At 60.4% G+C, this 25817-nt stretch carries 24 protein-coding genes and 1 tRNA gene; 17 read left to right on the top strand and 8 right to left on the bottom strand.

The features are described 5' to 3' along the window. Positions 1–8 precede the first annotated feature (8 nt). Positions 9–1841 (top strand): extracellular solute-binding protein, encoded by a 1833-nt coding sequence (locus SKA53_RS04570; RefSeq protein WP_007204891.1) that lies wholly within the window; start codon positions 9–11, stop codon positions 1839–1841. Positions 1842–1920: 79 nt separating this feature from the next. Here SKA53_RS04570 and SKA53_RS04565 read toward each other — a convergent pair whose 3' ends face one another. After that, on the bottom strand, positions 1921–2544 hold the full coding sequence (locus SKA53_RS04565) for a helix-turn-helix domain-containing protein (protein WP_007204890.1): 624 nt from the start codon (positions 2542–2544) through the stop codon (positions 1921–1923). A 96-nt stretch (positions 2545–2640) separates the two neighbouring features. Between SKA53_RS04565 and SKA53_RS04560 the strand changes: the two genes are divergently transcribed. Both SKA53_RS04560 and SKA53_RS04555 read left to right on the top strand, forming a co-directional pair. Next, the gene (locus tag SKA53_RS04560; RefSeq protein WP_007204889.1) at positions 2641–3285 is read left to right on the top strand and encodes a DsbA family oxidoreductase; all 645 of its coding nucleotides are present in this window, start codon (positions 2641–2643) and stop codon (positions 3283–3285) included. Continuing rightward, positions 3282–4490: a multidrug effflux MFS transporter gene (locus SKA53_RS04555; RefSeq protein WP_007204888.1), complete on the top strand. Its 1209-nt coding sequence runs from the start codon at positions 3282–3284 to the stop codon at positions 4488–4490. The genes SKA53_RS04560 and SKA53_RS04555 overlap by 4 nt, the downstream gene beginning before the upstream one ends. A 77-nt stretch (positions 4491–4567) precedes the next feature. On the opposite strand, the gene mfd is transcribed toward SKA53_RS04555, so the two are convergent. Continuing rightward, positions 4568–8014, bottom strand: coding sequence for a transcription-repair coupling factor (gene mfd, locus SKA53_RS04550; protein ID WP_007204887.1), 3447 nt, complete (start codon positions 8012–8014; stop codon positions 4568–4570). Between the two features lie 41 nt (positions 8015–8055). Beyond that, positions 8056–8577 carry a hypothetical protein gene (locus SKA53_RS04545; protein WP_007204886.1) on the bottom strand — a complete coding sequence of 174 codons (522 nt, stop codon included), beginning with the start codon at positions 8575–8577 and terminating at the stop codon, positions 8056–8058. 119 nt (positions 8578–8696) lie between these two features. On the opposite strand from SKA53_RS04545, the gene hemB reads away from it, so the two are divergent. The 6 genes from hemB to SKA53_RS04520 all read left to right on the top strand — a co-directional run bounded on the left by hemB (position 8697) and on the right by SKA53_RS04520 (position 14867). Continuing rightward, complete coding sequence (gene hemB / locus SKA53_RS04540; protein ID WP_007204885.1) at positions 8697–9695, top strand: porphobilinogen synthase; 999 nt, start codon at positions 8697–8699, stop codon at positions 9693–9695. Positions 9696–9816: 121 nt separating this feature from the next. After that, positions 9817–10068 (top strand): PAS domain-containing protein, encoded by a 252-nt coding sequence (locus SKA53_RS15000; protein WP_007204884.1) that lies wholly within the window; start codon positions 9817–9819, stop codon positions 10066–10068. Between the two features lie 15 nt (positions 10069–10083). Beyond that, the gene (locus SKA53_RS04535) at positions 10084–11082 is read left to right on the top strand and encodes a methyl-accepting chemotaxis protein (protein ID WP_007204883.1); all 999 of its coding nucleotides are present in this window, start codon (positions 10084–10086) and stop codon (positions 11080–11082) included. Positions 11083–11229: 147 nt separating this feature from the next. Next, positions 11230–11787: a YSC84-related protein gene (locus tag SKA53_RS04530; RefSeq protein ID WP_040482794.1), complete on the top strand. Its 558-nt coding sequence runs from the start codon at positions 11230–11232 to the stop codon at positions 11785–11787. An 84-nt stretch (positions 11788–11871) separates the two neighbouring features. Continuing rightward, positions 11872–14280, top strand: coding sequence for a GcvT family protein (locus SKA53_RS04525; RefSeq protein WP_007204881.1), 2409 nt, complete (start codon positions 11872–11874; stop codon positions 14278–14280). Further along, a complete protein-coding gene (locus SKA53_RS04520) occupies positions 14277–14867 on the top strand; it encodes a nucleotidyltransferase family protein (protein ID WP_007204880.1) in 591 nt (196 codons plus the stop codon). Before SKA53_RS04525 ends, SKA53_RS04520 begins: the two co-directional genes overlap by 4 nt. On the opposite strand, the gene SKA53_RS04515 is transcribed toward SKA53_RS04520, so the two are convergent. Continuing rightward, positions 14864–15622, bottom strand: coding sequence for a Hint domain-containing protein (locus SKA53_RS04515; protein WP_040483126.1), 759 nt, complete (start codon positions 15620–15622; stop codon positions 14864–14866). The genes SKA53_RS04520 and SKA53_RS04515 overlap by 4 nt on opposite strands. 212 nt (positions 15623–15834) lie before the next feature. Then, positions 15835–15920, bottom strand: a tRNA-Leu gene (locus SKA53_RS04510). Between the two features lie 108 nt (positions 15921–16028). Between SKA53_RS04510 and SKA53_RS04505 the strand changes: the two genes are divergently transcribed. Both SKA53_RS04505 and SKA53_RS04500 read left to right on the top strand, forming a co-directional pair. Beyond that, complete coding sequence (locus tag SKA53_RS04505) at positions 16029–16607, top strand: YqaA family protein (protein WP_007204878.1); 579 nt, start codon at positions 16029–16031, stop codon at positions 16605–16607. Continuing rightward, entirely contained in the window at positions 16604–17080 is a 477-nt protein-coding gene (locus SKA53_RS04500; RefSeq protein WP_040482793.1) for a disulfide bond formation protein B, read from the top strand. The genes SKA53_RS04505 and SKA53_RS04500 overlap by 4 nt, the downstream gene beginning before the upstream one ends. On the opposite strand, the gene SKA53_RS04495 is transcribed toward SKA53_RS04500, so the two are convergent. Then, positions 17037–17456 (bottom strand): Lrp/AsnC family transcriptional regulator, encoded by a 420-nt coding sequence (locus SKA53_RS04495; protein WP_007204875.1) that lies wholly within the window; start codon positions 17454–17456, stop codon positions 17037–17039. The two genes, SKA53_RS04500 and SKA53_RS04495, sit on opposite strands and share 44 nt — an antisense overlap. Before the next feature lie 85 nt (positions 17457–17541). On the opposite strand from SKA53_RS04495, the gene rocF reads away from it, so the two are divergent. The 5 genes from rocF to gluQRS all read left to right on the top strand — a co-directional run bounded on the left by rocF (position 17542) and on the right by gluQRS (position 24638). Next, the gene (gene rocF, locus SKA53_RS04490; RefSeq protein WP_007204874.1) at positions 17542–18471 is read left to right on the top strand and encodes an arginase; all 930 of its coding nucleotides are present in this window, start codon (positions 17542–17544) and stop codon (positions 18469–18471) included. Then, a complete protein-coding gene (locus tag SKA53_RS04485; RefSeq protein ID WP_007204873.1) occupies positions 18471–19514 on the top strand; it encodes an ornithine cyclodeaminase in 1044 nt (347 codons plus the stop codon). Before rocF ends, SKA53_RS04485 begins: the two co-directional genes overlap by 1 nt. A 102-nt stretch (positions 19515–19616) precedes the next feature. Continuing rightward, positions 19617–22343, top strand: coding sequence for a DNA gyrase subunit A (gene gyrA, locus SKA53_RS04480; protein ID WP_007204872.1), 2727 nt, complete (start codon positions 19617–19619; stop codon positions 22341–22343). Positions 22344–22428: 85 nt separating this feature from the next. After that, complete coding sequence (gene trmFO, locus SKA53_RS04475) at positions 22429–23784, top strand: methylenetetrahydrofolate--tRNA-(uracil(54)-C(5))-methyltransferase (FADH(2)-oxidizing) TrmFO (protein ID WP_040483125.1); 1356 nt, start codon at positions 22429–22431, stop codon at positions 23782–23784. Next, entirely contained in the window at positions 23781–24638 is an 858-nt protein-coding gene (gene gluQRS, locus SKA53_RS04470; protein WP_007204870.1) for a tRNA glutamyl-Q(34) synthetase GluQRS, read from the top strand. Before trmFO ends, gluQRS begins: the two co-directional genes overlap by 4 nt. Here gluQRS and hisI read toward each other — a convergent pair. Beyond that, positions 24610–24987, bottom strand: coding sequence for a phosphoribosyl-AMP cyclohydrolase (gene hisI / locus SKA53_RS04465; RefSeq protein WP_007204869.1), 378 nt, complete (start codon positions 24985–24987; stop codon positions 24610–24612). The genes gluQRS and hisI overlap by 29 nt on opposite strands. A gap of 67 nt (positions 24988–25054) precedes the next feature. On the opposite strand from hisI, the gene SKA53_RS04460 reads away from it, so the two are divergent. After that, positions 25055–25501, top strand: coding sequence for an iron-sulfur cluster assembly scaffold protein (locus tag SKA53_RS04460; RefSeq protein ID WP_007204868.1), 447 nt, complete (start codon positions 25055–25057; stop codon positions 25499–25501). A gap of 154 nt (positions 25502–25655) precedes the next feature. On the opposite strand, the gene SKA53_RS15775 is transcribed toward SKA53_RS04460, so the two are convergent. Next, positions 25656–25778: a hypothetical protein gene (locus SKA53_RS15775; protein WP_007204867.1), complete on the bottom strand. Its 123-nt coding sequence runs from the start codon at positions 25776–25778 to the stop codon at positions 25656–25658. Between the last annotated feature and the right edge of the window lie 39 nt (positions 25779–25817).

Here is a 25817-nt window from a genome sequence, read left to right as displayed (position 1 = left end):
TATCATCCATGGGGAACATCACGAAAATGGCATTTCATTTTGGCCGCTTGATCGCGGCATGGCGCATGGGCGCGGCGATGATCGCGATGGCGGGCATAGCTTTTGCCGAACCGCAACATGGCATAGCTATGTATGGTGACCCCGCGCTGCCACCTGATTTTGTGTCCCTGCCCTATGCGAACCCTGATGCCCCCAAGGGCGGGCGCATCGTCACCTCAGAGGTTGGCGGCTTTGACAGCCTCAACCCTTTCATCCTGAAAGGGTCGGTGTCATGGCAATTGCGCTATTTCGTCGGCGAAAGCCTGATGGCGCGGTCGCTGGACGAACCGTTCACGCTTTACGGCCTGCTGGCCGAATCGGTGCAAACCAGCCCCGACCGCGATTGGGTCGAATTTACCCTGCGGCCCGAGGCGCGATTCTCTGACGGCAGCCCCGTCACAGTCGCAGACGTGATCTGGTCATTTGAAACCTTGGGCACCATTGGCCATCCCCGTTATCTGGGGTTCTGGACCCGTGTGGCCAGCATCGCACAGACCGGCGACCGGTCGGTCCGGCTGACCTTCAACGTGGCCGACCGTGAACTGGCGCTGCTCGCGGGCCTGCGCCCGATCCTGAAAAAGGCGCAATGGGAGGGTGTGGATTTCGCGCAAAGCACGCTTGACGTGGTGCCGATCACCTCTGCCCCCTATGTGATCGACGATTTCGAGGCCGGACGCTTCATCTCGCTACGGCGCAACCCCGATTATTGGGGTGTGAATGTGCCGTTCCAGCGCGGCCTGCATAATTTCGACGAGGTGCGGATCGAATTCTTCGGTGATGAAACCGCCGCTTTCGAGGCGTTCAAGACGCTCGAAGTGACCACCAACCGCGAATTCAACGTCGCGCGTTGGGACGGGCAATATGATTTTCCCGCCGTGCAGAGCGGCGATGTCACCCTGTCGGTGTTGGGCCATGAACGACCCTCCGGCATGACGGGGTTCGTGATGAACACCCGACGCGCGCAATTCGCCGATTGGCGGGTACGGGATGCGCTGATCCATGCATTCAATTTCGAATTCATCAATGACGCGATGACCGGCGGCGCACAGCCGCGCATCACCTCCTACTGGTCCAACTCGCCGCTGGGCATGCACCATGGCCCCGCCACCGGGCGCGTGGCAGAATTCCTCGCCCCCTTCGCCGCCGATCTGATACCGGGCACGCTCGAAGGCTACAATTTACCCATAGGTGACGGCACCGAACGCAACCGCGCAGGCACCGCCGCCGCGCTTGATCTGATGGCGCAGGCAGGCTGGACCGTGCAGGACGGCGTGCTGCGCAACGCAGCCGGAACCCCGTTCACCTTTGAAATCCTGCTCCAACAGGGCGGGTCGGAAAACCAGTCGATCGTCGACATGTATGTCCAGTCGCTGGGGCGGATCGGGATCTCCCCGCGCGTGTCGCTGGCTGATGGCGCGCAATACAAGGAACGCGTCGATGCCTATGATTTCGACATGACCTATTACCGTGTCGGCCTGTCGCTCTCGCCTGGCAACGAACAGTTCAACTATTTCGGCGCAGCCGCGGCCGACCAGCCCGGCGGGCGCAACGTGATGGGACTGAAATCCCCCGCCGTGGATGCGATGATCAACCGCCTGCTGACCTCGCAAAGCCAGGATGATTTCGTCGCAGCCGTCCAAGCGCTCGACCGCATCCTGACCGCCGGGCGCTATGTGATCCCGATCTATCAGTGGAACATCAGCCGCATCGCCCATGCCCGCGAATTGCGCTACCCCGAAAACCTGCCGATCTTCGGCGATTGGCCCGGCTGGCAGCCCGATGTCTGGTGGTACGAGGATTAAAACACAAAGGCCCGGATCGCCCCGGGCCTTTTCACCTTCTTATTTCCCCAAATACTCCCCGCGCGGAGCGCATCAAAGTCTAGGACAGCGATGTCACCCACAGGATCGTCGCATCCTCGGCGCTGATGGACACAACATTGTGGCCCATCGCGGCATCGTAATAGGCGCTGTCGCCGCGTTTCAGCGCGATTGGCTCGTAAAATTCGGTATAAAGCCGCACCTGTCCGGTCAGCACATACAGAAATTCCTCGCCGTCATGGCGCACCCAGCCATCGAATTCCTCCATCGACCGCGCGCGCACCCGGGCGCGGTAAGGCAGCATCTTTTTCGTACTCAGGCTTTCAGCCAGCAACGCATGTTCATAGGTCGTGGTGATCTGCACCGCTTCCTGTCCGCCGCGGGTCACGGCCATGCGCCCGTTGACCTGCCCTTTGGCCGGCGGCGTGAATAATTGCGGCACCGAAATATCCAGCCCCACCGCCAGCTTTTTGAGCGCATCATAGGTCGGCGACATCTGGCCGTTCTCGATCTTGGACAGGGTGGACCGCGCCAGCCCCGCCTGCCGTGCGGCCTGTTCCAGTGTCCAGTCACGCGCCTTGCGCAATTCACGCACCCGCGCGCCCAGATCCAACGGCTGCGCCACGCTGGCGGACCCGTTTTCATGCGCGATGCGGATCAAGTTTCTGGGGTCGATCTCGGTCATGGCAATTCTTTACGCAGGCGCAGCTGATCTTGCAACTGACCCAGGGTGCCGATACCCCTGTGACATATTTTCATCCCACAGTCTCAGGGGGCCAGCATGGTCAAACTCGATATCATTTCCGACCCGATCTGCCCTTGGTGCTATATTGGCAAGGCCAATCTGGACGCGGCATTGGCGCAATTTGTCGATCATCCGTTCACGATCGAATGGCATCCGTTCCAGCTGAACCCCGATATGCCTGCAGGCGGGATGGACCGCAAAACCTATCTCGAAACCAAATTCGGCGGCAAGGCCGCGGCGGCGAAAGCCTATGCGCCCGTCGTCGCGCATGCCGAAAAGGCAGGTCTGACCATCAATTTCGAAGCAATGCAGGTCACCCCTAATACAATCGACGCGCATCGCCTGATCCATTGGGCCGGAATCGAGGCGCGCCAGCTGCTGGTTGTGGACCTTTTGTTCAAGGCTTACTTTGTCGAAGGCCGCGACATCGGCAGCCACGAAGTGCTCGCCGATATTGCCGATATGGCGGAAATGGATGCCGCCCTCATCACCCGGCTGCTGGCCTCTGACGCCGATACCGCCGATATCCGTGCGCGTGATGCGCATAGCCGCGATATGGGCATCAGCGCGGTGCCGACTTTTGTGGTGGCCAATCAACATGCGGTGCCGGGCGCGCAGCCGACCGATCTTTGGGTCAAAATTATCAGTGATATCATTGCCCAAATTGGCGACGAGGCATGATCAGCCCACGCCAGCGGTTGGGCCAAACCGAATTTATCGCGCTGATGGCGATGGTGGTGGCGACGGTCGCGTTTTCGATTGACGCGATGCTGCCCGCCTTGCCGCAAATCGGGGCTGCGCTCAGCCCTGACAATCTGAACAATGCGCAGCTGATCATCACAAGTTTCGTGCTGGGCATGGGGATCGGTACCTTGTTCACCGGGCCTTTGTCGGATGCTTACGGGCGCAAGCCGGTGATGATCGCGGGCGCGGTGGTCTATGTTGTCGGCTGCGGGCTGGCTTGGGCTGCGCAATCGCTCGAACTGATGCTGGCTGCACGGGTGCTGATGGGGCTGGGGGCCTCTGGGCCGCGGGTTGTCGCCATGGCACTGGTGCGCGACATCTATCAGGGGCGTGATATGGCGCGGATCATGTCCTTCGTGATGGCGGTCTTTGCGCTGGTGCCTGCCTTGGCTCCGACCTTGGGGCATTTCATCATTCTGGGCTTTGGCTGGCGGGCGATCTTTGCCGCGTTCATGTTGTTTTCAGTGATCACGTTGCTGTGGCTGTTGATCCGGCAGCCCGAGACGCTGATGCCTGAAAACCGCCGCGCGCTGAGCATTAGGGCCCTTTACACCGCCACAGTCGAGATGTTCGCGCATCGCACGGCGCGGCTGTCGATCGCGGTGCAGACGCTGGTTTTTGGCATCCTGTTCATCGTGCTGTCCTCGACCCAGCAGGTGTTCGATGTCACCTTTGGCCAAGGCGCGTATTTTCATTACTGGTTCGGCGGCATCGCCATTCTGGCCGCCAGCGCTAGCCTGCTGAATGCGCGGCTAGTGATGCGGCTGGGGATGCGCGCGATCATCAAGGCGATGCTGATTGTTCAAATCGGCATCACGCTGGCAATGATTGCGATCACGGCGGTGGATGGCCCCTATTGGCTGGCCTTTGGCACCTATGTGATCTGGGTCACCGGCAATTTCTTTCAGGCGGGGCTGACAATCGGCAATTTGAACGCGCTGGCGATGGAAGACATGGGCCATATGGCGGGTCTTGCTGCCTCGATCATCGCGGCGATTTCGACGATTGGCGCGGTCATGATCGCCGCCCCCATCGCGCTGATGTTTGACGGCACGCCGCTGCCGATGGCGGTGGGGGCTTTGGTGGCGGCCAGCATTGCGCTCTGGCTGACAACCAAGATCACGCGGCCGGGCGACGCATAACCCAACTTCCGAGCCCGCCAATTCGCGCATAGCGCAATTTGAAGCGATCCCCGTCGGAGACCGGAAAAAGCAGGGTTCTACCCTGCTTTTTTCGTTTCCTCCGCAAGTTTTGCCGCCAGATCGCGCGCGATGTTGAACGCTCCTTGTATCTTGTCGCGTTCCTTGTCCCAATCGCGCAGCACGACGATCTTGTTATCCTTGACCTTGGCCTGTCCGCGCTGGTCGTTGATAAAATCCACCAGCCCCGCAGGCGAGGCGAATTTGTCATTATGGAACCGGATCGTTGCACCCTTTGGCCCTGCATCCAGCTGGCTGATGCCCGCCTTTTTGCACATCGCCTTGATCCGCACGACCAGCAGCAGCGTGTTCACCTCGCGCGGCAGCGGGCCGAAACGGTCGATCAGTTCGGCGGCGAAACCTTCCAACTCGACCTTGGTGGTCAGGTTCGACAGGCGGCGGTACAGCCCCAGACGCACGTCAAGGTCGGGGACATAATCTTCGGGGATCAGAACCGGCACACCCAGGTTGATCTGCGGCGCCCATTGGCCGTCGTCGATGATGCCTTCGGCAGCGCCTGACCGGATCGCATTGATCTGGTCTTCCAGCATCTGCTGGTAAAGCTCATAGCCCACTTCGCGCATCTGGCCGGATTGTTCCTCGCCCAGCAAATTGCCCGCACCACGGATGTCGAGGTCTTGGGACGCGAGCGTAAACCCTGCCCCCAGACTGTCGATGGACCCCAGCACGCGCAGACGTTTCTGCGCGGTAGTGGTCAGTTTCTGGCGCGGTTTTGTCGTCAGATAGGCATAGGCGCGGGTCTTGGACCGGCCCACCCTGCCTCTGATCTGATACAATTGCGACAGCCCGAACATATCCGCCCGCCAGACGATCATCGTATTGGCGGTTGGAATATCGAGGCCGGATTCCACAATCGTTGTCGCCAGCAGCACATCATATTTGCCGTCGTAAAAGGCGTTCATCCGGTCGTCCAATTCGCCCGCCGCCATCTGGCCCGTGGCGCTGATGAATGTCACTTCGGGGACTTCTTCGCGCAAAAACGCTTCCATCTCGTCCATATCGGTGATGCGGGGGACGACGATGAAACTCTGCCCGCCACGATAATGTTCGCGCAAGAGCGCCTCGCGCACGGTGATCGTGTCGAATTCGGACACATAGGTGCGGATCGCCAGACGGTCGATCGGCGGTGTGCCGATGACCGACAGATCGCGCACGCCCGACAGCGACAATTGCAAGGTCCGCGGGATCGGCGTGGCGGTCAGGGTCAGCACATGCACGTCGGTGCGCAATTGTTTCAGCCTTTCCTTGTGCTGCACGCCGAATTTCTGTTCCTCGTCGATGATCAACAAGCCAAGGTTCTTGAAATTCACCGCCTTTGCCAGCAGCGCATGGGTGCCGATCACGATATCAACCGTACCTTTCGCGATCCCGTCACGGGTCAATGCCGCATCGCGCGGTGACACGAACCGCGACAAAGGCCGCACATTGACCGGAAAGCCACGGAACCTTTCGGCAAAGCTTTGGTAATGCTGGCGCGCGAGCAAGGTTGTGGGCGCCACAATCGCCACCTGCACACCCGCCATTGCCGCAACGAAAGCGGCGCGAATGGCCACTTCGGTCTTGCCAAAGCCCACATCGCCGCAGATCAGCCGGTCCATCGGCTGACCTGATCCCAGATCACTGAGCACATCGTCAATGGCGGACAACTGGTCATCGGTTTCGGCATAGGGAAAGCGCGCAAGGAATTGATCCCACAACCCTGATTCCGGTTCCAGTACGGGGGCTTTGCGCAGCGCACGTTCGGCGGCGACACGGATCAGCCGTTCGGCAATCTGGCGGATGCGTTCCTTGAGCCGTGCTTTTTTCGCCTGCCATGCACCGCCGCCCAGTTTGTCCAGCAATCCGGCCTCATGGCCGTATTTTGACAAAAGCTCGATATTCTCGACCGGCAGGTAAAGCTTGGTTTCCTCGGCATAGGCGATCAGCAGGCATTCATGCGCGGCACCAAGTGCTGTGACAACCTCCATCCCCTCGAACCGGCCGACACCGTGATCGACGTGGACCACCAGATCGCCGGGGGCAAGGCTGTTGGCCTCGGAGAGGAAATTTTCGGCACGCCGTTTGCGCTTGGTCTGGCGGATCAGCCGGTCGCCCAGCACGTCCTGTTCGGAAATCACCGTCAGGCCGGGGGATTCAAACCCCTGATCCAAAGGCCAGACCGCCAGATAGACGCCGGTTTTGCCGATGCGCGAAAAATCACTGATGGCAATCGTCTCGCCAACACCTTCATCCTCGATCAAGCCTTCGAGCCGTTCGCGCGCGCCATCGGAATAAGAGGCGACAATGACCGGGCCTTTGGCGCTGCGCGCCTTGATATGCGCGGCCAAGGCCCCGAACAGGCTCAGGTTCTCTTGTTGGCGTTCAGGGGCGAAACTGCGCCCCATGCGCCCGCCCGCGTCGATGACGCCGGGGCCGGTGGCCTGTTTGTGCGGTGAAAACTGCAACACGCGGCGCTCGGCCACGGCGCGCGCCCACGCGGCATCGTCCAGATACAATAATTGCGGTGGGGCCGGTTTATAGACCGAATCCATCCGCCCCTTTTGCGTCAGCGCATGCATCCGCGTGCCGTATTGGTCGGCGATGGATTCCCACCGCGCCACGCGTTGCGGGCCGATCTGGTCGTCGAGCGTGATGGTCGCCTTGGGCAGGTAATCGAACAGGGTTTCCAGATCGTCCTGAAAGAACCCCAGCCAATGTTCGACGCCCGCATGCTTGCGCCCCGCGCTGACCGCCTCGTAAAGCGGGTCATCGGTGCCGGCGGCACCAAATTCGATCCGGTAATTCTGCCGGAACCGGGTGATTGCGGCCTCGTCCAAGATCACTTCGGACACCGGCGCCAGTTCCACTTCGGTCAGTTTTTCAACCGTGCGCTGGGTGGCGGGGTCAAACCGGCGCGCGGCATCCAGCACATCGCCGAACAGATCCAGCCGCACAGGGCCGGATTGGCCCGGTGGAAAGATGTCGATAATCCCGCCGCGCACGGCATAATCGCCTGGTTCCATCACATTGGGGCTTTGCGTGAACCCCATCCGTACCAGAAAGGCGCGCAATGCCCCTTCATCCAGCCGTTTGCCCACGGTCGCGGTAAATGCCGCCTCGCGCAATGTGTTGCGCGCTGGCACGCGCTGGGTCGCCGCCGATAGTGTGGTCAGCAGGATGAACTGGCCGGGCATCCCGTGGACAAGGGCTGCCAATGTGGCCATGCGCGCGGCGGAAATATCTGTGTTGGGCGATACCCGGTCATAGGGCAGGCAATCCCACGCGGGGAAAACGAACACCGGCACGCCGGGCGCAAAGAACGCCAGCGCCGATTGCATGGCCGCCAGCCTTTTGTCATCGCGCGCGATATGGCAAACGGGCTGGCCCTTGGCCAATTCGGCAAGGATCAGTTTGGCGTCAAACCCTTCGGGCGCGCCGCTGACGGTGATATGGGTATGATCAGACATTGCGCCGAGATATCCTGCGCCGGGGCCGTGTCAACTGCTCATCACCCGAAGCGTTGGCTCAGCAGGACATAGATCCCCAAAAGTGCAGTGCAGAACAGCGCTGTAATCGCGATCAGCTGAATCCAGAACCGCAGCCGCACCATGGCCAGGATCAAGGCGGGTCCGGTCGGTTGGTCCTGCGCGAATTGCAGGCAGCTGCGCTGCGTCAGCAGCCCGACAAAGACCAGCGGAAAGGCCAGACAGAACAGCCCCTGCGCCAGTTCCAGCCCGTAAACAAAACCCAGCATCGCCGCTGCCGTGACGACAAACGCCCCCATACCAACCAGAATGACAGCCGGTGTGCCCGAAATCGTCATCAACCGGCGCAGGTTGATCGCCACCATTATTTCGAGATCCTGCGCCGCCTGCCCGCCCTGCCTGCGTGCGCGCACGACCATGTCGAACGGCACGCCGATCACCCAATGGGTGGCAACGGCCCAGGTCACCAAGACCGCCAGCCAATACCAGATGCTGGAAAAGGTCCTGAAATCAATCAGGCTTGTGATGATGTCGATCAGGGTCAAGCTATGGTCCGGTAATCTGTGTCAGCGCAGACGATAGCGGGCCGTCGTGCGATTGCCCAGACTTGTGATGCCGCAAAATCCATGCGACCAAAGGGCATATTCATCGCAAAGGCCGCCCCATGACCCCGATCACCCCCGCCTTTCCCATCACCCGCCTGCGCCGGATGCGCCGGACCCCTGCCCTGCGCGCGCTTGCCCGCCAGCACACGCTGACGGTGGATGATTTGATCTGGCCGGTCTTTGTGATGGAAGGCCGCGACGATGAAACGCCTGTCACCTCGATGCCCGGCGTGATGCGGCGCACCGTGGACCGGATCGCAAAGGCGGCGGTCGAGGCGCAGGCGCTGGGTATACCCGCGATCTGCATTTTTCCCTATACAGGGATGGAGGCGCGGACGACCGATTGCGCCATGGCTTGGGATGCAAACAACCTGACCAATCAAGCGATCCGCGCGATCAAGGATGCCGCCCCCGATATCGCCGTGATGACCGATATCGCGTTGGACCCCTATAACATCAATGGCCACGACGGTTTTGTCGAAAACGGCGAGATTGTGAATGACCGCACGGTCGATGCCTTGGTGAAAATGGCGCTGGCGCAGGCGGATGCCGGTGCTGATATCCTCGGCCCATCGGATATGATGGACGGGCGCATCGGCGCGATCCGTGCCGCGTTGGAATCCGAAGGTCACAGCCATGTCACGATCCTGAGCTATGCCGCGAAATATGCCTCGGCGTTTTATGGCCCGTTCCGCGATGCGGTGGGCGCGTCCTCGGCGCTGACCGGCGACAAAAAGACCTATCAGATGGACCCCGGCAATAGTGACGAGGCGCTGCGCCTTGTCGCGCGCGATCTGTCCGAAGGGGCCGATATGGTCATGGTCAAGCCCGGCATGCCTTATCTTGATATCTGCCGGCGGGTCAAAGACACCTTCGGCGTGCCGACCTATGCCTACCAGGTCAGCGGTGAATACGCGATGATGCAGGCCGCGATCCAGAACGGTTGGCTGGACGGGGAACGCGTCATGATGGAAAGCCTTTTGGCCTTTAAACGTTCAGGTTGTGACGGCGTGCTGACCTATTTCGCAATGGATGCGGCAAAGGCGCTGCAGGGCTAAATAAACCATTTGGTAATCTGCTCATGTAAGTCTTTCGGCATCACGTTAACGCTAGAAAGATTTGCAAGTGCCATTATTATTTCACAAAAAAGACGTGCCGTCGCCCGATCCTCTTTTGACGATGATTGACCAGACGCAGGCCGTCATCCGCTTTGGTCTCGATGGGACCATCATCTCGGCGAACGAAAATTTCTGCAAGACGCTGGAATATCCGCTGGCTGAAATTCAGGGCAAACACCACCGGATGTTCGTCGATCCCAGCTATGCCAAGTCCGCCGAATACCGCGATTTCTGGGACCGGCTGGGGCGGGGCGAACCATTTACCGACCGGTTTCAGCGCCGCTGCAAAAGCGGGCGGATGATCTGGATCTAGGCGACCTATGCCGGTGTGCGCGATGCGACCGGCGCGGTTGCAATCGTGATCAAGGTGTCCACCGACGTGACCCAGCGCAATGACGCCTTTATCGAAATCGCCAAGGGTCTTGATGCGCTGAGCGGCGGTGATCTGACCTACCGGTTGCCGCATTTCGGGCTGTCCGATGTTGATGATATTGGCACCGCCTTTAACAAGGCCAGCATCCGTCTGGCCGATATCTTGCGCAATGTGTCACAGATCGCGCAACAGGTCCGCACGATCACCGGTGATCTGGAACATGCATCCTCGGAATTATCGTCGCGCACAACCGCGCAGGCGGCGACGCTGGAACAGACGGCCGCCGCGCTGGAAGAATTGACCACGACCGTGCGGTCATCCACCAAACGCCTGACGGATGCCGAAGACCTGGCCACCCAGACCGCCGCCGGTGCGCGCAAAAGCGATGCTGTTGTCCAGCGCGCGATAGATGCGATGTCGCAGATTGCCAATTCGTCTAGCGAGATTTCAAAGATCATCGCCGTGATCGACGATATCGCCTTTCAGACCAATCTGCTGGCGCTGAATGCCGGTGTCGAAGCCGCGCGCGCGGGCGATGCAGGCCGCGGCTTTGCCGTTGTCGCATCAGAGGTGCGCGGCCTTGCGCATCGTGCGCAGGACGCGGCAGGGGAGATCAAATCTTTGATCAGCCGCAGCGCGACGCAGGTGACAAACGGGGTCGATCTCGTCAACAATACCGGTGACGAGCTGAAGAACATCGTCAAAAGCATTGGCACGATCAGCGAAACGATGGGCGCGATCAGCGAAAGCGCGCGCCAGCAATCCAATGCGCTGGCTGAACTGAACGTTGGTGTTGGCCATCTTGATGTTGTCACCCAGCAAAACGCCGGAATGGTGGACCAGCTTGCGCAATCCAACACGTCGCTGGTGGGCAATGTGGGCGCGCTGATCGACCAGATGTCGCAGCTGAATGCCAGCGAAAGCGACAAGACGCCGATGCGGCGCGCGGGATGACATGTTGGCGCAGGGCGCAAGCCCGCGTACTGACTGGTGGGAAATATCCGCGCAGCGACACCAAACGCGTGACACTTTCGTCACTATCGCCTATCATCGCGCGACGAAGGGCGGCTAACGTCCCGAATTGGCAAAGGGCAGATTGATATGAGCAGATTTTCTCGGCGTGGTTTCGCGCTTGGCCTGATGGCGGCGGGCAGCCTTGCCGCTTGTAACAACGGCATCGGCAGTAGTGCGGGCGCGACCATCGATGCGCGCGTCGATGCAACATTGGAACAGATGTATACCGAATTTCCCGGTACCCGCGATCTTGCGTCGCGCGCATCGGGCCTGTTGGTGATGCCCTTGGTGACCAATGCGGGGTTCGGTTTTGGCGGGTCATTCGGGCGCGGCGCGTTGCGCGTCGGGCAATCGACGGTGGATTATTATTCCGCCACCACAGGCAGTGCCGGTCTGCAGATCGGGGCGCAGCAATTCAGCTCTGTGCTGTTCTTCATGACGCCTGATGCGCTGTTGGAATTCCGCCAAGCGCCCGGTTGGGCCGCGGGTGCCAGTATTGATTATGCCTTCAGCAACCAAAGCGACATGTTACGCGCAGAAACCACGACATCGCTGTCGCCGGTGATCGCGGTCGTGTTCGGCCAGACCGGTCTGCGGGTCGGTGCGACGCTCGAAGGCAGCAAATACACGCGGATCATCCCGTAACGCCACCGCGACACGAGATGTCGCAAACGGAACGCCGGACCTGACCGCCCCTGCCATACTGCGGCAAACAGCAGGAGCAGTGCCATGAAAACCACCACCCGTGCCGTGATCATCGGAGGCGGCGTTGTCGGGTGTTCGGTGCTTTATCATCTGACCAAGCTGGGCTGGTCGGATGTCATGCTGTTGGAACGCTCCGAGCTGACATCGGGGTCCACCTGGCATGCGGCGGGCGGATTTCACACGCTGAATGGCGACACGAATATGGCCGCGCTGCAAGGCTATACCATCCGCCTGTACCGCGAGCTGGAGGCGATCACGGGCATGTCCTGCGGGCTGCACCATGTTGGCGGTGTGACGCTTGCGGATAATCAGGACCGGTTCGACATGCTGGTCGCCGAACGCGCCAAGCACCGGTACATGGGTCTGGACACCGAAATCATCGGCCCCGCAGAGATTGCGAAAATCGCGCCGATCACCAATCTTGATGGCATCATTGGCGGGCTTTACGACCCGTTGGACGGGCATCTTGACCCGTCCGGCACAACCCATGCCTATGCGCGTGCCGCCAAGATGGGCGGTGCGACGATCGAATTGCATTGCAAGGTGATTGCAACGACCCCCCGCCCTGACGGCACATGGGACGTGGTGACCGACAAAGGCACGATCCATGCCGAACATGTGGTCAATGCCGCGGGTCTTTGGGCGCGCGAAGTGGCGGCGATGGCGGGGTCTTATGTCCCGCTACACCCGATGGAACACCAATATATCGTCACCGACGACCTGCCCGAGATTTACGAGCGTGACAGCGAACACCCCCATGTCATGGACCCCGCCGGCGAAAGCTATCTGCGCCAGGAAGGGCGGGGCCTGTGCATCGGGTTTTATGAACAGCCCTGCAAACCTTGGGCGGTGGATGGCACGCCGTGGGATTTTGGCCATGAATTGCTGCCCGACAATCTGGACAAGATCGAGGAGTCCATCGCCTTTGCCTACAGCCGCTTTCCGGTGCTGGAACGCGCGGGCGTCAAATCGGTGATCCACGGCCCCTTTACCTTTGCCCCTGATGGCAATCCGCTGGTCGGCCCGGTGCCCGGCCTGCGCAATTACTGGTCGGCCTGCGGTGTCATGGCGGGGTTCAGTCAGGGTGGCGGTGTGGGCCTGATGCTGGCGCAATGGATGATCACGGGCGAATGCGAACGCGATGTCAGTGCCTTGGATATCGCGCGCTATGGCCGCTGGATCACGCCCGGCTATACCCGCCCCAAGGTGGTGGAAAATTACCAGAACCGGTTTTCCGTCAGCTATCCCAATCAGGAATTGCCCGCCGCCCGCCCGCATCGCACCACGCCGATGTACGACATTTTCACCGATCTGGGCGCGGTCTGGGGCCATCAATTCGGGCTGGAGGTTGCCAATTACTTTGCCCGCGCAGGTGACCCGCCCTATGAGACCCCGACCTTTCGCCGGTCTGATGCCTTTGCCGCCACCGCGCGCGAGGTGGCGGCGGTGCGCGGCGGTGTCGGCATCAATGAATTGCAGAATTTCGGCAAGTTCAGCGTCACAGGCAGCGGCGCGCGCGCATGGCTCGACCGGATCATGGCGGGACGCATCCCGCAACCGGGGCGCATGTCATTGACGCCGATGCTGTCACCCAAGGGGCGGCTTTGGGGTGATTTCACTGTCTCCTGTCTGGCCGAGGATGACTTCCAGCTGACCGCCAGCTATGGCGCGCAGGACATCCACCACCGCTGGTTTATGCAGAACGAAAGCCCGGATGCGCGGGTCGAGAATATCTCGGACACGCGCACGGGGTTCCAGATTGCAGGGCCGAAGGCGCGCGATGTGCTGGCCGCCTGCACGCGCGATGATGTGGCGGGGATCAGGTTCATGGATGTGCGCCGCATCACGGTAGGTCAGGTCGCCTGTATCGTGCAGCGTGTCAGCTATACCGGCGATCTGGGCTATGAGATTTACTGCGACCCCACGGACCAGCGGCAATTGTGGTGGACGCTTTGGCAGGCGGGCCAGCCTTACGGCATCGCCCCGTTCGGGATGCGCGCGATGATGTCGCTGCGGCTCGACCGGTTTTTCGGCTCATGGGGGCGCGAGTTTTCACCTGATTACACCGCCGCCGAAACAGGGATGGACCGCTTCATCAGCTTCAAAAAGACCAGTGATTTCATTGGCCGCGCGCTGGCCGAGGCGGAACGCGCCACGCCGCCTGACCGGATGCTAGTGACCTTTGTGGTCGATGCGGATGATGCCGATGTCGTCGCCTATGAACCGGTGTTTATCGCAGGGCAGGTGCAGGGGTTCTGTACCTCTGGCGGCTATGCGCATCATACAGGCACATCCATCGCTTTTGCGTTGGTCCCGCGCGCCGCGGCGACCGACGACACGGTGGTCGAGATCGAGATCATGGGCCAGCGCCGCCCTGCCCGCCGGATCACGACACCCCTGTTCGACCCGGACGGTCAGGTCATGCGCGGATGATCCCGATCCTGATCCTTGCGGCAGGCGCGTCGCGCCGGATGCGCGGGCAGGACAAGCTGTTGCAGGTCGTGGATGGCATGCCGCTGTTACGCCGGCAGGTGGTGATGGCGCAAGCGACCGGCCATCCGGTTTGCGTGGTGCTGCCTGCTGCGGATCATCCGCGCGCAGCGGTCATCAATGATTTGGATGCACCCCTGCTGGTCGCGCAAAATGCGGCACAGGGCATGTCTGCCAGCATGCGTGACGCGGTCGCGCAATTGCCCGATTGCGCGGCTTTCATGATCTTGCTCGGCGATCTGGTGGCCTTGAGCACAGCTGATCTGCAGCAGGTTCTGACCGCGCGGCAGCTGCATCCTGATTATCTGATCTGGCGGGGTGCGACCGCGGATGGCAAGCCCGGTCATCCGGTGATCTTTGACGCGCGGTTGCGCGGTCAATTCGCGGATTTGGCGGGGGATGGGGGTGCCGAAACAATCGTGCAGGCGCATCAGGGTCAGACATGCATGGTCCCGCTGCCCGACCAGCGCGCAAGGCTTGATCTGGACACACCCGAACAATGGGATGCATGGCGGCGCAGCGCGCTTTAGCCGGTGGCGGTGATCAACCCGGCCTCGGTCTGTTGCAGCGTCTTGCGCGCGGCACGGTAGCGGCGCAGGCCTTCTTTGGTGGCCAGTTCGGGGAAGAGCAGGAACAATTCTTCGCGTTGATCGGCGTCGATGCCTTGCAGCGTGTCATCGCCGGGCTGGAAACTTTCGGTCCAGGCCCCGTCTGACAAAACGATTTCATGGGTTTCGCACATGAAATGGATATAGGTCGCCTTTGGCAGATCGATCGGTGTGATGCCTTTCATCTGCGTCAGATGTTTGGCCGCGATCAGCACCTCTGATTCGGCGAAATGACGCTTTGCCATGTCCGAAACCACCAAGACACGGTGATTGGGCGACACGATCATATCGCGTTCCGGCAGGCCCTGCCCCAACGCGCCCGCACGGATCAGCACGGGACGCATCGTGGCGCTGATCTGCAGATCCTGCATCTGCATCGTCTTTTGACCGGCCCAAGTGATGTGGCGGATGCCATTGTCGCGGGTCACGACCCTGTCGCCGATTTTCAAATTTTCGACCAGTTTTTCGCCTTTGGGTGTGGCGATCCTGGTGCCGGGGGTGAAACAGGGAATGACCTGCGCGATCTGGGCATAGGTCAGGGTGGTGCCGCAACCATAGGTCACGCGGCTGGCATCGGGATTTTTGGGTTTAAAGGCGATCTTTTTGACCTGCGGCCCTGTCAGGTTCAATAGATCGCACCGGCCATAGCGGTTGGCATGTTCGGAAGGTACAGTCAAAAACCCAGCCACAATTTCACGTTCTTTACCATGTGGCGCGACATGCGCCTGATTACACAACACCATACCGAGGCTAACCGCGGGTTAACTTATCTGGACCCATCGCGGGACTGCCTGTTGTCCTAGAGATCAAACATGGCATCAAAATGGCCCGTATCGGGCAACCTTGTCTTAGCGTAGGTCCTTGGGAAAGGCCGCGTCAAAGACGCGATTGGTGCCGATGGAGGGACTCGAACCCACACGATGTTACCACCGGGGGATTTTGAATCCCCTGCGTCTACCATTCCGCCACATCGGCACAGAACGGTTCCTAATCCGGCGGTCGGGCGGCGTCAATCGGATTTGCACAGTCTTGACGGGACAGCGCGCACATGGCCTAAGCGGCCAATCCAACAAGGGCTTTGCAATGCTGCGCGGATTATATGACGGAACGGTCGCCTTGGCGCGGACGCGCTACGCGCTTTGGGCGCTGGGGCTGGTGGCATTTGTCGAATCGTCGTTCTTCCCGATTCCCCCCGATGTCCTGATGATCCCCATGATTATCGCGCGCCCCTCGCGGGCTTTTGTGATTGCGGCGGTGGCGACGCTTTGCTCGGTGTTGGGCGGGCTGTTCGGCTATTACATCGGGTTCGCGTTATACGAGACGATTGGCGTCCAGATCCTGCAATTTTATAGCAAAGAAGCCTATTTCACCGAATTCGCAGTGACCTATAACAGCTATGGCGCTTGGGCCGTGCTGGTCGCGGGGGTAACGCCGTTTCCCTACAAGGTGATCACCATCGCATCGGGTGTCACGCAATTGTCGTTGCCGATGTTTATTGCCGCCTCGATCGTAGCGCGCGCGTTGCGGTTTTTTCTGATGGCGGCGCTGTTGTGGAAATATGGCGCACCAATCCGTGATTTCATTGAACGGCGGCTGGGGTTGATGTTCGCCTTGTTCTGCGGTCTGTTGATTGGCGGTTTCGCCGTTTTGGGGGTCATGTGACACGCAATTTATTCGTTTTTCTCGCCGGATCTGGGTCTTTTGCCCTGCTTGCGGGGGCGTATCTGTTTCAGGCCTTGGGCTACCCGCCCTGTGCGATGTGCCTATGGCAGCGCTGGCCGCATTTCGCCGCAATTGCGATTGGGGTATTGGCGCTGCGGTTCGGCGGGCGCGGCTTGCCGCTGCTGGGGGCTTTGGCCGCAGGCACGACTGGTGCGATTGGCGTATTTCACACGGGTGTCGAACGCGACTGGTGGGAAGGGCCGACATCTTGTACCGGCGTTAGCAGCCTGGAAGGTCTTTCAGGCGCTGACCTTTTGACCATCGACGGGCCGCGCGTGGTCATGTGCGATCAGGTGACATGGGAATTGCTGTCGCTGTCGATGGCAAGCTGGAATGCCGTGCTGTCCTTTGGCCTGATGGCCATCTGGATCAGCGCCGTGATGATAGCAAAAGGCTCGTCTCGGACCGCGTGACGCCGTCCATCCGGCGGATGGCAAACAGCGCCTGATCGAAATCTTCAAGGCTTTTGGTGCCGATTTCGGCGATCAGATCCCATGTGCCATTGGTGGAATGGACCACGATCACCTCGGACATGGCGGTCAGGCGTTTCATCACCTTTTCACCTGCGCGCCCTGCAATTTCCAGCATCATCAATCCGCGCACCGCATCAGGGCGCACGTCGGACCGGGTCAGCACGGTGAACCCCGCGATTTCGCCACCCGCGATCAGCCGGTCAAGCCGGGTGCGCAGCGTCGTGCGGGTCACGCCGACGATGGACGCAAGCTCCGACAGCGAGGCCCGCCCGTTCTGCCGTAGGGCGCGGATGATGGCGCTGTCCGTTTCGTCCATAATGACTGCTCAATTTGATTAATTCATGCCCGTTTTGCACAATTTGCACGGTTCCGCCAAGCGGCATTTTGGCTAATCTGCCGCCATGACACAGAAACATTGTATTTTGATCGGCGCGCCGGTGGATTGCGGCAAACGCCGCCGGGGCTGTTTGATGGGGCCGGATGCCTATCGCACCGCAGGGCTGGCCGAGGCGATCACCGCCCTTGGCCATAGCGTGCACGATTGGGGCAACCTTGCCCCCGCGCAGGTCGAGGTGGCTGAGGCGCGCAATCCGCTGGTCTGGAAACTGGCGGAAAACGTGGGCTGGACCCAGACCTTGATGGAAGCCGCGCAAAAGGCGGCACCACAGGGTTTCCCCATTTTCATGGGCGGCGATCACGCGCTGGCCGCTGGCACCGTGGCGGGCATGGCAGCCCATGCGCAGGCCGCGGGGCGGCCGTTTTTTGCGCTCTGGCTGGATGCGCATAGCGATATCCACACGCCCGACACCACCGACAGCGGCAATCTGCACGGCACCCCCGTGGGTTACGTCACGGGGCGGCGCGGGTTTGATGCCTTTCCCCCCCTGCCCGTGCGCGTGGAACCGGCCAATATCTGCATGATCGGCCTGCGTTCGGTCGATACGGCAGAACATGAAATCCTTGCGCGCGGTGATGTCGAACTTGTCGATATGCGCCGGATTGACGAGGAAGGGATCAGCGCACCGTTGCAGGCGTTCCTTGACCGCGTGGCGGCGGTGGACGGGATGCTGCATGTGTCGCTTGATGTCGATTTCCTTGACCCTTCGGTCGCTCCTGCCGTCGGCACCACCGTGCCCGGCGGGGCCACCGTGCGCGAAGGCCATCTGGTCATGGAAATGCTGTCCGATTCCGGCCTTGTCACCTCTCTCGATCTGGTAGAGCTGAACCCGTTTCTGGATGATCGCGGCAAGACCGCCAACCTGATGGTCGATCTGACCGCATCCTTGCTGGGCCGTCGCGTGTTCGACCGCCCTACGCGGAGTTACAAGTAATGCTCAAAGCTTCCTCTCGCGCGCTGGTGCCTTTCGTCAGCGTCGATAACATGATGCGCCTTGTCCATCACATCGGGGTTGAGACCTTCATCGCGGACCTTGCCCGCAACATCACCGAAGATTTCGCCAAATGGGACCAGTTCGACAAAACCCCGCGCGTGGGGTCGCATTCGGATGTTGGCGTGATCGAATTGATGCCCACATCCGACGGGGTGCTTTACGGGTTCAAATACGTCAACGGTCACCCCAAGAACATGGGCGAAGGGTTGCAGACTGTCACAGCTTTTGGTGTGCTGTCGGATGTCTATTCAGGCTATCCGCGCCTGTTGACCGAAATGACCCTGCTGACGGCGCTGCGTACGGCGGCGATGACGGCGGTGGCGACCAAACATCTGGCCGCGCCCGGGGCCAGCACGATGGCGATGATCGGCAATGGTGCGCAATCGGAATTCCAATGTCTTGCCGTCAAGGCCGTCTGCGGGATCAGCCATGTCCGGCTTTATGATTTGGACCCAGCAGCCACCGCCAAATGCGCGCGCAATCTGGAAGGATTGGGCTTGCAGGTGACACAATGCACGACGCCTGAAGAGGCCATTGAGGGCGCGCAGGTCATCACCACGGCGACGGCGGACAAGGATATGCAGACGATCCTGACCGACAACATGGTGGGCGCGGGCGTGCATATTAACGCGATTGGCGGCGATTGCCCCGGCAAGACCGAATTGCACCGCGATATCGTGGCGCGGTCCAGCATTTTCGTCGAATATCCGCCCCAGACCCGCATCGAAGGCGAAATCCAGCAGATGCCCGCCGACCATCCGGTGACAGAGCTTTGGCAGGTCATCACCGGCCAGACGCAGGGGCGCAAATCCGCGGCCGAAGTCACCCTGTTCGACGGTGTGGGCTTTGCCATCGAGGATTTCAGCGCGCTGCGCTATGTCCATGACCGGATCAAGGACACGCCCTATTACGTCGATCTGGACCTGATCGCCGACCCCGATGATCCGCGTGATCTGTTCGGGATGCTGAAACGGGCGCGTTAGGTCAGTTTCTGGGCAGTTTTGGATTGCGCCATTGCACCCAAGATCAGGTGTCTGCTATAGTCACTAGACCCAAATATAGCAGATAGCAGACAGGCGGACTTTGTGAACGATACCCCAGAAACCCCTGAAAACGATGATGATTTGCCAGTGACGCGGATGGCCCACGCGGGGCCGAGCGTCACCATCGAACATGAATTGAAAACCAGCTATCTGGATTACGCGATGAGCGTGATCGTTTCGCGTGCGATCCCCGACCTGCGCGACGGTCTCAAACCGGTGCATCGCCGCATTTTATACGGCATGTACGAGGCCGGAAACACCCACGACAAAAGCTATCGCAAGTCCGCGCGGTCCGTCGGGGATGTGATGGGCAAATACCACCCCCACGGCGATAGCGCGATCTATGACGCGCTGGTGCGGATGGCGCAGGATTTTTCCATGTCGCTGCCCTTGCTGGATGGTCAGGGCAATTTCGGGTCGATGGACGGCGATCGTGCCGCCGCGATGCGCTATACCGAAGTGCGGATGGACAAACCCGCCGCCTATATGTTGATGGATATCGACAAAGATACCGTTGATTTCCAAGACAATTATGATGGCAAAGACCGTGAACCCACCGTCCTGCCCGCCCGTTTTCCCAATATGCTGGTCAATGGCGCGGGCGGCATTGCTGTTGGCATGGCCACTAATATCCCGCCGCACAATCTGGGCGAGGTGATCGACGCGACGCTGGCGCTAATCGACAACCCCGACCTGACCTCTGAGGAAATGATCGAGTTTATCCCGGCCCCTGATTTCCCCACAGGCGGGTTGATCCTTGGTCGATCCGGCGCGCGCAAGGCGTACCTTGAAGGGCGCGGATCGGTGATCGTGCGGGCGAAAACCGTGGTCGAAGAGATCAGGAAAGACCGCTATGCCATTGTGATAAATGAGATTCCCTATCAGGTGAACAAATCGGTGATGATCGACCGCATCGCCGAAGCCGCGCGCGACAAGCGCATCGAAGGCATCGCCCATGTGCAGGACGAATCTGACCGTAACGGCGTGCGTGTCGTCGTCGAACTCAAACGTGACGCCACCGCCGAGGTGGTGCTGAACCAGCTGTTCCGTTTCACCCCGATGCAGACCTATTTTGGCTGTAACATGCTGGCGCTGAACGGCGGCAAGCCCGAACAGCTGACGCTGCGGGCCTTCCTTGTTGCCTTTGTCGATTTCCGTGAAGAGGTGATTGCGCGGCGTACCGCGTTCGAGCTGCGCAAAGCGCGCGAGAGGGCGCATATCCTGTGCGGTCTGGCCGTTGCAGTGACCAATATCGACGAAGTCGTCGCCACGATCCGTGGGTCCGCCGATGCCGCAGATGCGCGCCATACACTAATGACGCGGCGCTGGCCTGCTGCGGCGATCCTTGAATATATCAAGCTGATCGACGATCCGACCCATACCGCCAATGACGATGGCACCTATAACCTGTCAGAGGCACAGGCACGCGCCATCCTTGAATTGCGCCTGCAACGCCTGACCCAGATCGGCGTCAAGGAAGTGACGGACGAATTGCAGGAATTGGCGGGCAAGATCCGCGAATATCTGGAAATTCTGGGCAGCCGCGACCGTATTTTGCAAATCATCCGTGACGAGCTGACCGAAGTGCGCGACCAATTCGCCGTGCCGCGCCGCACACAGATCGTCGATTGGTCTGGTGATATGGATGACGAGGACCTGATCGAACAGGAAGACATGGTCGTGACCGTGACCTCGGGTGGCTATATCAAACGCACCGCCTTGGCCGATTTCCGCGCGCAGCGCCGTGGTGGCAAGGGTCTGTCCTCGATGGCGACGAAAGAAGAGGATGTCGTGACCACCCTCTTCGTGGCCAATACCCATACGCAATTGTTGTTCTTCACCACCGATGGCATGGCCTACAAGCTGAAGACATGGCGTCTGCCGCTGGGCAGCCGCACCGCCAAGGGCAAGGCGATCGTCAACATCCTGCCGATCCCGCAGGGCGTGTCGGTTGCCGCGATCATGCCGGTGGACCGGCCAGAGGCGGAATGGGATGATTTGCAGATCGTGTTCGCCACATCGGCGGGTGATGTACGCCGCAATGCTTTGTCGGATTTCACCAACGTCAAGTCGAATGGCAAGATCGCCATGAAACTACCTGATGAACATACGCTTTTGGTGAATGCGCGGATCTGTTCGCCCGATGATGACGTGATGCTGATCACCGATTCCGGCCGCGCGATCCGCTTTCCCACCACCGATGTGCGCGTCTTCAAAGGCCGCGACAGCACCGGTGTGCGCGGGATCAGGTTGCAGGGCGATGATAAGGTCGTGTCGATGAGCATCATCCGCCATTTCGAGGCCGAGGCCGAGGAACGTGCCGCCTATCTGAAAATGCGCCGCGCGATGGCGGGCTTGGCCGACGATGCCGAAGTGGAAGACGAAGAAGCTGCCCCCGGCCAGATCAGCCCAGAGCGCTATGCCGCGATGTCTGCGGCGGAAAACCTGATCCTGACGATCAGCGCCAAAGGGTCGGGCAAATTGTCGTCCAGCCATGATTATCCCGTGCGCGGGCGTGGCGGCATGGGTGTTGCCGCGATGGACAAGGCGATGCGGGGTGGCCCGCTTGTCACATCTTTCCCTGTCGAAATGTCCGACCAGATCATGCTGGTCACATCGACCGGCCAGTCGATCCGCGTGCCGGTCGAAGGGATTTCGTTCCGGTCGCGCAGCGCAGGCGGGGTTAAGGTGTTCGACACTGGCAAGGGTGAAACCGTGGTCAGCGTGGCTTGGATCGCCGATCAGGGCGACGACGAGGACGACGCTTAAGGGGCGCTGCCCCTCGCCCCGGACAGGGTCCGGGGCTCACCCCGGAGTATTTGGGGAAATAAGAAGCCGCGACGAGAGGATGGCGATGGAACAGCATTTGCATATTATTGGCGGCGGGATGGCTGGGTCCGAGGCAGCATGGCAGGCGGCCAATGCGGGCATCAAGGTGGTTATCCACGAAATGCGCCCCAAGGTCGGCACCTTTGCCCATCGTACCGGCAATCTGGGGGAAATGGTCTGTTCCAATTCTTTCCGGTCGGATGATCATGAACAGAATGCCGTCGGCCTATTGCATTGGGAAATGCGCGCCGCGGGCGGGCTGATCATGGATATGGCTGAAAAGCACCGTTTGCCTGCCGGTGGCGCGCTGGCCGTGGACCGCGACCCTTTTGCCGAAAGCGTGACAGCCGCGCTGACCGCGCATCCCAATATCAGCGTCAGTTACGATGAAATTACCACCCTGCCAAAGGATGGCCATTGGATTATCGCGACCGGCCCGCTGACATCGGGGGCCTTGGCCGCAGCGATTGCCGCCGAGACTGGTACCGAGGCGCTGGCGTTTTTCGACGCCATCGCCCCTATCGTGTACCACGAGACGGTCAACATGGATGTGGCCTGGATGCAGTCGCGTTATGACAAGGGCGAGACGGTGGAAGAACAGACCGCCTATCTCAACTGCCCGATGACAAAGGCGCAATACGAGGATTTCATCGACGCGCTGCTGGCCGCCGACAAGACCGAATTCAAGGAAGGCGAAACCGCCGGTTATTTCGACGGCTGCTTGCCGATCGAGGTGATGGCAGAACGCGGGCGCGAAACCCTGCGGTTTGGTCCGATGAAGCCCGTCGGCCTGACCAATGCGCATGATCCGGGCAACAAGCCCTATGCTGTGGTCCAGCTGCGCCGCGATAATGCGTTGGGGACATTGTATAACATCGTCGGTTTCCAGACCAAGATGAAATACGGTGCGCAAAAGACTGTTTTTGCAATGATTCCGGGATTGGAGACTGCTGAATTCGCGCGCCTTGGCGGCATCCATCGCAACACGTTCATCAATTCGCCCAGCTTGCTGGATGACCAGATGCGCCTGCGTTCGCGCCCCAATATCCGCTTTGCAGGCCAGATCACTGGTGTCGAAGGTTACGTTGAAAGTGCCGCGATGGGATTGCTGGCAGGTCGGATGGCGGCGGCGGAATTGCAGGGGCGCAGCCTTTCGCCAGTGCCTGTCACCACCGCGATGGGCGCGCTGGTAAGCCATATCACCGGCGGGGCCGAGGCCAAAACATTCCAGCCGATGAACGTGAATTTCGGGCTGTTCCCGCCGCTTGACGGTGTCAAAGGCGGACGGCGCGGGCGCAAGGACCGGTACAAAGCCTATACCGACCGCGCCAAGGCGGATTGGCAGGACTGGCTGGTGCCGCAGGCGCTTGCCGCGGAATGATCACGCGCTTTGCGCCGTCCCCGACGGGGCCGTTGCATCTGGGCCATGCCTATTCCGCCATTCTTGCGCATGATATGGCGCGCGCCGTGGGCGGCACCTTCCTGCTGCGGATCGAGGATATCGACCAGACCCGCGCAAGGCCCGCATGGGAGGTGCAGATTTACGACGATCTGGCCTGGCTTGGCCTGACATGGGACGGGCCGGTTTTGCGCCAGTCGGACCGGATGGGTGTTTATGACAATGTGATCGACGGTCTGTGGCAGCGGGGGCATTTGTATGTCTGCACCTGTACGCGGCGCGATATTCAAGCGGCGCTGAGCGCGCCGCAGGAAGGCTGCAATGTCGGTCCTGACGGGCTGATCTATCCCGGCACATGCAAGGCGCAGCGCCGCCTCCGGCGGGAGTATTGGCAACAAAGCGAAAGCGGGATGCCCGCGCGCGATGCGGTGTTGCGGTTTGATTTGGACACTTTAAGTAGTGACCTCATTATGTTTGAAAACAACGGTTTAAATGTTGAAGTGACACGCCAAGACCTTCAACGTGATGTCGGTGATTTTGTGATCGGGCGCAAGGAGAGCGGGACATCTTATCACCTCAGCGTTGTGATCGACGATGCCGTACAAGGTGTCACGGACGTGGTGCGCGGCGCGGATCTGGCCGAAGCGACGCAGATCCATGCCGCCTTGCAGGCGCTTTTGGGCCTGCCGACACCGCGCTATCACCATCATGATCTGATCCGCGACGCAGCTGGCAAACGGTTGGCCAAGCGGGATGATGCCAAGGCGATAGCGACATTCCGCGCCGAAGGGGCCAGCCCTGCGGATATCAGGCGGATGGTGGGGTTGATCCCATAGGCTGCATCAATTCGACCGCGTCGCCCGCGCGCACAGCCGTGTAAAAACAGCTGCGCCGCCCGGTGTGGCAGGCGGGACCGGTCTGGTTGACTGTCACCAGCACGCAATCGCAGTCGCAATCAACGCGGAAATCGACCAATTCCTGCACATGGCCGCTGGTATCGCCCTTGACCCAGAAGGCCTGACGCGAGCGCGACCAATAGGTGACGCGGCCTGTGTCCAGCGTGCGGGCCACGGATTCGGCGTTCATCCATGCCATCATCAGCACCTCGCCCGATGCGGCATCTTGGGCGATTGCGGGGATCAGCCCTGCATCGTTATATTTCAGCGTGGTCAGGTCGAATGGCATCGGGTTTCCCTTTGCAAGCAGCGTCCAGCGCCCTAACTAGAGATGACAGCACAAAAGGGCAAATGCGATGTCAGCCGAAACCGACATGATCAAGCTATATTCCGCGCGTATCCTTGCGCTGGCGGCCGATATGCCGCGCAATGCGCGCCTGTCTGCCCCCACAGCCAGCGCGAAAAAGCGCGCACCTTTGTGCGGATCGAATGTAACGGTGGATATCGTGCTGCAGGACGGCGTGATCACCGATTTCGGGCAGGATGTAAAAGCTTGCGCGCTTGGGCAGGCGGCGGCGGCTGTCGTGGGCGGCGCGATCGTTGGGCTGACCGAACAGCAGGTGCAGGCCGGGCGCGATGCGTTGCAGGCGATGCTGACATCGGGCGGGCCGGTGCCGCCTGCCCCGTTTGACGGGCTGGAGGTGTTGGAACCCGCGCGCGATTACAAGAACCGTCATGCATCCATCATGCTGGCGTTTGACGCCACGCTGGACGCGCTGCAAACTGCCAAGGCCCGCACATAAAAAACCGCCGCGCATCCGGGGCAGGATGGCGGCGGCAGGTTTTGCGGTATCTGGTCCAAAGGCATCAGGCAAAGGCAAATCCGGATGTCAGGCGGGGTGGTGTCATTGCAAGGTGGGACAGGCAATGGTCAGGGCCAGAAAGCCGCGCAGCAGGTCAGATCGGCCCGGGCAAGGCCAATCCGACAAACAACAGCACCATCAAGGCGACAATGCCCAGGGCATCCCCGATCAGCGTGTGACGCGAACGGATCAGAATGGTTGTGATTTCTTTCGCCATGTCAGTGTTCCCTTAATGTTCTGTTGCTACTTTGTTCTC

Origin of the sequence: Yoonia vestfoldensis SKA53 (genome assembly GCF_000152785.1) — a bacterium.
Lineage (GTDB): Bacteria > Pseudomonadota > Alphaproteobacteria > Rhodobacterales > Rhodobacteraceae > Yoonia > Yoonia vestfoldensis_A.
Note: the sequence above shows the minus strand (reverse complement) of the source record. Positions and strands in the feature narration are given on the sequence as shown.

Excerpts from the sequence above, each read along its gene's own strand:
- SKA53_RS04525 (WP_007204881.1), top strand. The coding sequence starts at position 11,872 with ATGAAAACCACCACCCGTGCCGTGATCATCGGAGGCGGCGTTGTCGGG.
- trmFO (WP_040483125.1), top strand. The coding sequence starts at position 22,429 with ATGGAACAGCATTTGCATATTATTGGCGGCGGGATGGCTGGGTCCGAG.
- SKA53_RS04555 (WP_007204888.1), top strand. The coding sequence starts at position 3,282 with ATGATCAGCCCACGCCAGCGGTTGGGCCAAACCGAATTTATCGCGCTG.
- SKA53_RS15000 (WP_007204884.1), top strand. The coding sequence starts at position 9,817 with ATGATTGACCAGACGCAGGCCGTCATCCGCTTTGGTCTCGATGGGACC.
- hemB (WP_007204885.1), top strand. The coding sequence starts at position 8,697 with ATGACCCCGATCACCCCCGCCTTTCCCATCACCCGCCTGCGCCGGATG.
- SKA53_RS04460 (WP_007204868.1), top strand. The coding sequence starts at position 25,055 with ATGTCAGCCGAAACCGACATGATCAAGCTATATTCCGCGCGTATCCTT.
- SKA53_RS04530 (WP_040482794.1), top strand. The coding sequence starts at position 11,230 with ATGAGCAGATTTTCTCGGCGTGGTTTCGCGCTTGGCCTGATGGCGGCG.
- hisI (WP_007204869.1), bottom strand. The coding sequence starts at position 24,987 with ATGCCATTCGACCTGACCACGCTGAAATATAACGATGCAGGGCTGATC.
- rocF (WP_007204874.1), top strand. The coding sequence starts at position 17,542 with ATGACACAGAAACATTGTATTTTGATCGGCGCGCCGGTGGATTGCGGC.
- SKA53_RS04495 (WP_007204875.1), bottom strand. The coding sequence starts at position 17,456 with ATGGACGAAACGGACAGCGCCATCATCCGCGCCCTACGGCAGAACGGG.
- SKA53_RS04485 (WP_007204873.1), top strand. The coding sequence starts at position 18,471 with ATGCTCAAAGCTTCCTCTCGCGCGCTGGTGCCTTTCGTCAGCGTCGAT.
- SKA53_RS04570 (WP_007204891.1), top strand. The coding sequence starts at position 9 with ATGGGGAACATCACGAAAATGGCATTTCATTTTGGCCGCTTGATCGCG.
- mfd (WP_007204887.1), bottom strand. The coding sequence starts at position 8,014 with ATGTCTGATCATACCCATATCACCGTCAGCGGCGCGCCCGAAGGGTTT.
- SKA53_RS04560 (WP_007204889.1), top strand. The coding sequence starts at position 2,641 with ATGGTCAAACTCGATATCATTTCCGACCCGATCTGCCCTTGGTGCTAT.
- gluQRS (WP_007204870.1), top strand. The coding sequence starts at position 23,781 with ATGATCACGCGCTTTGCGCCGTCCCCGACGGGGCCGTTGCATCTGGGC.
- SKA53_RS04565 (WP_007204890.1), bottom strand. The coding sequence starts at position 2,544 with ATGACCGAGATCGACCCCAGAAACTTGATCCGCATCGCGCATGAAAAC.
- SKA53_RS04505 (WP_007204878.1), top strand. The coding sequence starts at position 16,029 with ATGCTGCGCGGATTATATGACGGAACGGTCGCCTTGGCGCGGACGCGC.
- SKA53_RS15775 (WP_007204867.1), bottom strand. The coding sequence starts at position 25,778 with ATGGCGAAAGAAATCACAACCATTCTGATCCGTTCGCGTCACACGCTG.
- SKA53_RS04520 (WP_007204880.1), top strand. The coding sequence starts at position 14,277 with ATGATCCCGATCCTGATCCTTGCGGCAGGCGCGTCGCGCCGGATGCGC.